Below are 7,347 nucleotides of genomic sequence, written 5' to 3'. Positions count from 1 at the left end.
ATAATATATGAAAATTTCGATTATATCTTAAAAAGATATGTTCCGTGTTATACGGAAAGTTTTTTGTTAGATATTTATTTATTTGAAAAGATATACGTTGAAATAGAAAAACGTATTGAGAATCACAATTTTTTATTTTATAAAGATGAATCTTTAGTACAACTACAAGATGCACTCTCAAGTGCTACAACTTCTTTAAGTGCACTTACTCAAGGCAGTAGTGATAAAGGAAGTGGTATTTTATCTGGATTTTTAAGAAAACAGAATTCAAGCAATCATAGTAAAGATATTTCTAATTTACGCAGCCTTAATGACTCGTTAGCTAACGAACTTGCTAGGCTTAAAAGCAATCTTAACAATGAGGGGATGTTTTATACAGCAACTCCTAGCGCTAGTTTGGAGGTTATTAAGTATGATCTTAGCTATCTAAAAGAAGCCCTAGCATTAATTAAAGCAAAAATTGGTGCTGATACTAAAGAACCGCTAACTAGAAGTTTCAACGAGCAGGCTAAAGGACTCGGAAATGATGGTAAAGGTGATAGGAGCAATTATTATGATTTTCTAAAAGGCGTACAAGAACAAGTTGAGAATTCTTGTAATTTGAAACTTGCTAAATATTTTGGCCTTGATATGAGATTTAATTCATTGATTATGTTGAGCGAAGATCAAAAAGTAGAAAGAGACATAAAGCTAATTGAGCTTTACAGCAAATATAACGAGCTTATACAAAGTAGCTCCTTTAATAACGAGGAGCTAGCTATTTTAAAAGAAAAATTATTCTCATTTTGAGAAAAGGGGTTAAAAAGTGATTGAAAATGAAGAAAAAGAAGACTTGCAAGTACACGTAAAAGAAGAACAGCAAGTTAAATCTGATACTAAGATTATAAGTTCTGGTGAATATGAAGAGTATATGCGCCTTAAAGAACAAGCAAATAATGTAAAACCCAAAGAGATAAACCATGATTTAAGTACAAATGAGCGAATAACAAAAGAACTTGCAGAAGTTGAAGAGAGAGAACGTGTTGAAAAGCAATTATTACTAGAAGCCGAGCGTATAAATGAAATTGATACGCTCGCAAAAGCACATCTTAGCAACCATTTTAATAAAGAAGTGCTTTTAGCAAAAGGATACACTCTAAAAGACATTATGCAAGCACAACGCAGAGAACTTGTTCGCAAATTTGTTCCAATTGAGCAAATTAAAGCTATTTCTAAAGTAGCAGACATAACCCATATTGATGGAGAGATACTAGAACAACTTGTTTCTTTAGCTAAAGTCAACATCAAGTTAAGAAAAAATGCGAATAGCAATTCTTCTTCTGTTGATTCTATTAAAGGCAATATTGTTACTAAATCAGAAGAAAGAGTAAGTTTGCTTGATTCTAATTTTGTTCCAATTAATTTCACGGAGTTTGTACAAGCTGTAAGTAATGCTTATAAGCAAAGACGAGTGCAGTTTTATGAAAACTTGAAAAGAAACAAAAGAACAAGTATTGCTTAAAGGAGTTTTAAATGAGCGATATTACAAAAATTAAACAAGAGTTTGATAAAAAAGTTGCCGAGATTAAAGCATTAATGAAAAATCCACAACAAGATGCTAGTTTGTTTGGTAATTCTTTAGAATTTAGAGACAAAAACCTGATTTTTTCAAATTCTGGTGGAGTTCGAACTAGTAGTAAAGACAAAATAGAAAATTATCCTGTTAAGGGTTATCCATATAAGCGCGGAGTAAAACTTAGTTTCAGTGAAGATAGTACAACAGAGCTTGAAATTGAGGCTGGTGGTGGTGAAGACTTATATGGAATATGTACTGATATAGATGAATATACTGGTATGGCAACTGTAATTCCAATTACAAACAATTTTACCGGGTATTTAACTTTTAAGAAAAATGGAAACGGTGTAAACCCGGGGGACAAGCTGCATTTTAATCAACATGGTGAGCTTGAAAAGACTACTGGAGCTGATAAAACTATTAATGCCATAGCGCTATCAAAAGTACAGAAATTAACCGAAGAGTTATACATAGGGCTTGTTAGTGTTTTTGGAAATAGAGCTATAAAAGGGTAGTAAATTATGGTAGCAAAAGATAAAGGGCAAGGGAAAAGTTTTGAGATTGATGATACTTCACAATTAAGTTTAGAATCAGAAGTTTCATCGGCTGCTTCCAGGGCTAAACGCCAAGCAAGACAAGCCGAAGATGAACAAGCAAAAGATCCTTATCTGGATTCAGGTAAAGAACTTGATGATATCCTTTTGAAATTCAAAAAATATGCAAAATCGATGAGTTTGATTGAAAATAAAGTTTTTAGCAGTTCTAATGGTTCTTTTCAGTCAAAAAATGAGCGAGCCGATGCCTATTCATTTTCATGTTCAAGTTTTACAGACAAAATAGAGAAATATTTTTACGATCCAAAAAATAGTTTTCCATACAAGCGCGGGGTCAAACTTGTTCCAAAAGAGAATTCTGTATATGTTGAGATTGGTGCTGATACTGATCTATATGGCATATGTGTTGATGTATGTGAGTTTAGTTGCATAGCATATGTTTTACCAATTACCAATAACTTTGAAGGATATCTTGTAACAAGAAATCCAAATATAAAAGCTGGAGAGATATTAGACATTAATGTTGATGGGGTTATTATCAAGGCTGGGGGCGGACGTCCAACTGTAATTAATGCGTATGCATTATCTGATTCATTTACAATCAATTTTGTATCTGAAGATAAGGATTCAAAGCAGGCTCAAGCTAGAGGGCTCAAAGAGAATTATTCCATCAATTTGATAAAAGTTACAGTTTTTGGCAACAGAGGACTTGAAAAAGAAGTGTTTGCGCATGCTGTTTCAGGCGTAGGGGGATAAAAAGGAGGTAATTGAATGGCAAATACAACACAATTAGTAAAAGATTATCAAGAAAGTCGTAATAAACTGGAAAAGTTTGTGAAAAATCCACACCATTATGCTGGTTTGCTTAGCAATTCTTTAGAGTTTAGAGACAAAAACGTGCAATTTTTTGCTTCTGGAGGTACTAGAACCAGTAAGTTTGACAAACTGGAAAATCATCCATTTTTAGGATATCCATACAAGCGCGGAGTCAAAAGAGTTATTCAAGAAGAAAAACCAAATGAAATTCATTATGAGCCTCATGTTGAGGCTGGTGGTGGTGAAGACTTATACGGAATATGTGTTGATATAGACGAGTTTAGCAAAACTGCAACTGTTGTTCCAATTACAAATAACTTTGAGGGCTATTTAGTAGCAAAAGAAAATGGCGTTAAAGCAAAAGATAAACTCTTTTTTAATAAAGATGGAGAATTGGAAAAAATTAATGGTTCTGCGCCCCAAAATAAGACAACTATTAATGCAATAGCATTGTCTGATGCAAAGAAAATTAGCAATGATGTTTATTTGGTTAAAGTGTCAGTATTTGGAAATAAGGCTGTACAAAAATAATTAGTTTTAGGAGGTAAAAATGGAATTATTTGATGAAAATTATTATGCAAAAGCTGTAGCAAATATTATAGGGGAAATTAAGGATCCTATAATGTATAAATGGTTTTTGCCCGAACAAATTGAAGATGTTGATTTACAAATGGGGTATCAAAGGACTGTAAAATGGGATGCATTTCTAAATGCTAACCCTACAACTATTGCCAATGAAGTTAATACTATCTCAACTATTGGATTTAGTTCTGAAGTAGTGAGGCTTAACTACTTAAAATTACAATACAAGTTTAGACATTTAAAACAATCTTCTGAAAAATTTTATACTTCAGATTCGTATATTGGCGACATTAATAATAATCTACTGCCTTTTGCTCAAGCTTATAAACTTGCAAGTAGCGAAATTATCAAACTTATTAATCACTTTGTTCTCACGGGCACTGTTTCAATTCAAAAAGATGGTAAAAATCAAAAACGTCTACTCCCTAATATGTATGGACTTCTTAACATGCCAGATCAAGTAAAAGAAGAAGTTCAAAATGGAGATAAGGATAAAATGGATAAAATATTTGAAAAGGTTGAAACAGGACTCTCAAAACTAGAGTTGGGCGATGAATTTTCTACACCTATGATGGTAATAGTTGACCCTGCAACTTCCTTGAAATTGGTAAAACCATATGCAGCAACACAAGCTCCTGCAGTCAGTTGTGAAAAATGGGAAGATGTTTTGATTCAAACTATTAAGGCCATTAACAATAGAGAAGATGTTTACATTGAAACTTCAAACTTACTAAAACATCAAATACTCGTCTATCCGTTGAATCCGGAGCTTATTAAGTTCAAGCCTAGTAAGTACATGTTGCCTACTCCGAATGAACAAGTTGATAGAGATTCAACCGATATTGCTCATTCATATATTGATTTTGTTTTAGGCGGGCTGCTTGCTACTAAAAATACCATTTTGCAGGTTGAAATAAAACAAAATTAGTTAACAAATATTTAAGGATTAGTTAAAAATGCGTGAACAAAAAGACTTGCAGGCTCAAATTAAAAGTGAAGAAGAGCTTTTAGTAACCAAACTTCATTCTGAAGTATTGTTACTATTGGGAATAGACAAATTTGCACTAAGTAGGCAAAATTTTCTACTTCATTTATCACTGCTACAAGCAATTCTAGTAACACGTGGTATTGATTCTAGTTCACTTACATATGAACAAATATTTTTGCTTACGTTTTATCACATGGGTTGTCAATTAAGAAAGCAGGGGATTGTTCGTGAATTTGAATTTGACAGGATTAAAAAAGAGAAGTTCAATGAGCTTGAAATTGATTACTATCCCAATAATAGAGGAAGTGAAGATAGTGGTGGAGAGAGTTGTTCAGCAAGTAAAAACTTTTGCTTGCAACTTGATGCATTTTTAGAAAAGCTCAAACGAGATACTTCAACTCCATCTTGTATGGGAGTTGTCTAATGAGTGGTATTAGAAAAAGACTAGCGGATATGTCTTTCCGTATGATTAATGTTTTTAAGGATCCTGAGCCTTTAAGGTTCTATAAAGCAAACATTATAAAACTTGAAGGAGATGAGTCTTATCAACGAATATTTAACAAAAATGAGTACACTGAATTTATTGGGGTTATTATTGACATAAAGCCACAAGAACTTGCGGCGTTACATGATTCTAATTTATCCGATATTCAAGGTTATTCTAAACTTTACACATATGCAAATCTCAACTATGAACTAAAAGATAGAATATCAATTTCAGATTTAGTTTATTATGAAATATTTAGCATTGACTCTTCAATTGGGTACTTCACTCTTGTCTTAAAGGAATTTATATGGACGACTTAAAGATAAGTATTCAATTAGAAATTGGCTGGTTTGGGGGTCGTTCTAATATTGCTAGAATGCATGAAAAAGGGGACACTAAATTACCAATAAGAAAACATTTAACCAAAATTGCTGGTAGTGCTGAATTTAGAGAATATATCAACAATAGTTATATAAATTATAAGTTTAATATTGATCCTAAATCTGGAATGCATGCTATTGGCGAAGCTTTTATTAGATACTATGAAAATTATGTACTATCAGGTCAAGTAGTGCCGCGCTTAAAAGCTAGCACAATCAAAAGTAAATTAAAAAAAGGTAGCGGCACCGCATCAATTCCGCTTGTTGATACATCCAAAATGTTATCAGAGCTTGCTTACAAGGTGCTTGAATGATTGTGACTTTAGATATAATCGTGAATTATTTACTTAAAATATTTCAAGGATTTAAGGCATATGCCGCTTTAAATGATTTTGAATGCGATATCATAAACACCTACAACCATCCATATCTTTCAAATATTACAACTACTAGTCCTAATATAATAGCGTTCAAATTTGATGGTACACAAAATCTATTTGATCATAACTCTAAAACTGGTGCATTCTATGATAATGCTTTGGAGTTTAGTTTAAATTTTCAAATATATGTTATTGCAATAGTGTTGAATGATAGGGATTTTGATGCAAATTCACGTATGTTAGTACTTTATGGGCTGCTTAGCGAGTTTATGCATAAAAAAACATACAATTATACGTTATCTAATCCACATCAATCCGAATATGTTACTAAAATAAGCTTTTACATTTATCCAATATCAAATATGCAAACAGTTGGCCTGATTTCTTTAGGAACAAAGTATAGCAACCATGCATACAGCGCGTCTGTAGCATGTAATGCTAGTATAAAAGCAATCGAAATTTTAAAGGGGGGATACAAAATTGCCACAAGATACAATTAGTGTAAGTTTGGTTACTTCTAGGATTCAAACTAACAAGCCTAATTATTATAATCCACTTTTAGTGTATAAAGCAGCCAAAATAAAAGTTAATAAAGATACCGCTGATTATAAAATATTGAGCTTGACTATTAATAACTATGAACAACAAATTGAAACTTTAGAAAAAGACAATGGAAATGGAGAACCGCAGTTTGGAAAAGAAAAGACACTGCTAAAAACCGCAATGTCTGATTTTTTCAATTCAAGTGAAGAGTCCTTAAAATCAGCCGTGCTTTTTATCTATAAGGATAAGCCTGAAAAACTAAAAAATTACCTTAAGGGACATAGGCACTCTTTTGTTGTGCTTATTAATACCCAAAGTGACAATGGTAATTCAGATGATGGATTAACTGTTTATAAGGACGACTATAATAAGTTTAAAATGCCCTCAACTTTTTTTGTATTCTCAACTAAAGAAAATTCAATAAAAGAAATTTTCAATAATGGCAAGGGCAATACTGAAAAAGCTAGAAATATTGTTGTTTATAGTAATAATCAGGACAATCTACACCTAAAATTTGTAAGTCAATATTTGCATCAAGCTAGCATTTCTCATTCAACTAATCCCTACGGTATGCCATTATCTGCTGTACCACTTGTTGACGACACTGTAATTGGAAAGTTAAGAACTGCAAATATAAACTTTTACGCACTTCTTAATGAAACTGGTCTTGATGGCATGCCTGCCTTTAAAGAAGGCGTTGATCTAGCTGGAAACCCAATAGACGAGCTTTTTACGTATCATTATATAAAAAACGAGGCCATTATTGAGCTTATTCGAATTTGGAACAAAAACAATAGGCAAAACAGCAAATTATCTGAGCTGCAACTTAGTGGGGCTAGGGACAATGCATATACTTCTGCGATTGAATGTATGCTAAAAAGGTTCGTTGATAGGGGATTAATTATTGAATATAAAGATTTAAAACTGATTTTATCTCCATCTTCAAATCTTAAATTGGAACTTAGTGTGAATATTACTTATAACTTTAGTATTAATTCTGTTGTTTTAGTAATTACTTCTCAAGATATAGTTGATTATCAAAATAGTTTAAGGGTATAAGGA

11 protein-coding genes are annotated in these 7,347 nt (G+C 32.3%); all 11 read left to right on the top strand.

The genetic code is table 11. From position 1 onward, the window contains the following. On the top strand, positions 1 to 789 hold a 789-nt coding region (locus BLA33_RS04970; protein ID WP_157651910.1), incomplete at its 5' end, for an anti-CBASS protein Acb1 family protein. Between the two features lie 16 nt (positions 790 to 805). After that, positions 806 to 1,501: a DUF1357 family protein gene (locus BLA33_RS04965; protein WP_075226653.1), complete on the top strand. Its 696-nt coding sequence runs from the start codon at positions 806 to 808 to the stop codon at positions 1,499 to 1,501. A gap of 11 nt (positions 1,502 to 1,512) precedes the next feature. Then, entirely contained in the window at positions 1,513 to 2,070 is a 558-nt protein-coding gene (locus BLA33_RS04960; RefSeq protein ID WP_075226652.1) for a DUF228 domain-containing protein, read from the top strand. A 6-nt stretch (positions 2,071 to 2,076) separates the two neighbouring features. Further along, positions 2,077 to 2,865 carry a DUF228 domain-containing protein gene (locus tag BLA33_RS04955; protein WP_029347019.1) on the top strand — a complete coding sequence of 263 codons (789 nt, stop codon included), beginning with the start codon at positions 2,077 to 2,079 and terminating at the stop codon, positions 2,863 to 2,865. A gap of 15 nt (positions 2,866 to 2,880) precedes the next feature. Further along, entirely contained in the window at positions 2,881 to 3,456 is a 576-nt protein-coding gene (locus BLA33_RS04950; RefSeq protein ID WP_075226651.1) for a DUF228 domain-containing protein, read from the top strand. A gap of 19 nt (positions 3,457 to 3,475) precedes the next feature. Further along, positions 3,476 to 4,435 (top strand): hypothetical protein, encoded by a 960-nt coding sequence (locus BLA33_RS04945; RefSeq protein WP_031506519.1) that lies wholly within the window; start codon positions 3,476 to 3,478, stop codon positions 4,433 to 4,435. Positions 4,436 to 4,463: 28 nt separating this feature from the next. Continuing rightward, positions 4,464 to 4,919, top strand: coding sequence for a DUF3890 domain-containing protein (locus tag BLA33_RS04940; RefSeq protein ID WP_029346993.1), 456 nt, complete (start codon positions 4,464 to 4,466; stop codon positions 4,917 to 4,919). Then, positions 4,919 to 5,302 carry a DUF1506 family protein gene (locus BLA33_RS04935; RefSeq protein WP_029346994.1) on the top strand — a complete coding sequence of 128 codons (384 nt, stop codon included), beginning with the start codon at positions 4,919 to 4,921 and terminating at the stop codon, positions 5,300 to 5,302. Before BLA33_RS04940 ends, BLA33_RS04935 begins: the two co-directional genes overlap by 1 nt. After that, the gene (locus BLA33_RS04930; protein ID WP_029346995.1) at positions 5,290 to 5,676 is read left to right on the top strand and encodes a hypothetical protein; all 387 of its coding nucleotides are present in this window, start codon (positions 5,290 to 5,292) and stop codon (positions 5,674 to 5,676) included. Before BLA33_RS04935 ends, BLA33_RS04930 begins: the two co-directional genes overlap by 13 nt. Further along, on the top strand, positions 5,673 to 6,242 hold the full coding sequence (locus BLA33_RS04925) for a DUF764 family protein (protein ID WP_029346996.1): 570 nt from the start codon (positions 5,673 to 5,675) through the stop codon (positions 6,240 to 6,242). The genes BLA33_RS04930 and BLA33_RS04925 overlap by 4 nt, the downstream gene beginning before the upstream one ends. Next, positions 6,223 to 7,344, top strand: coding sequence for a DUF787 family protein (locus tag BLA33_RS04920; protein WP_075226650.1), 1,122 nt, complete (start codon positions 6,223 to 6,225; stop codon positions 7,342 to 7,344). The genes BLA33_RS04925 and BLA33_RS04920 overlap by 20 nt, the downstream gene beginning before the upstream one ends. The last annotated feature ends 3 nt before the right edge of the window (positions 7,345 to 7,347 follow it).

The sequence above is a fragment of the Borreliella garinii genome, assembly GCF_001922545.1.
GTDB classification, from domain to species: Bacteria; Spirochaetota; Spirochaetia; order Borreliales; family Borreliaceae; genus Borreliella; species Borreliella garinii.
This window is presented reverse-complemented; position numbering and strand designations above follow the sequence as displayed.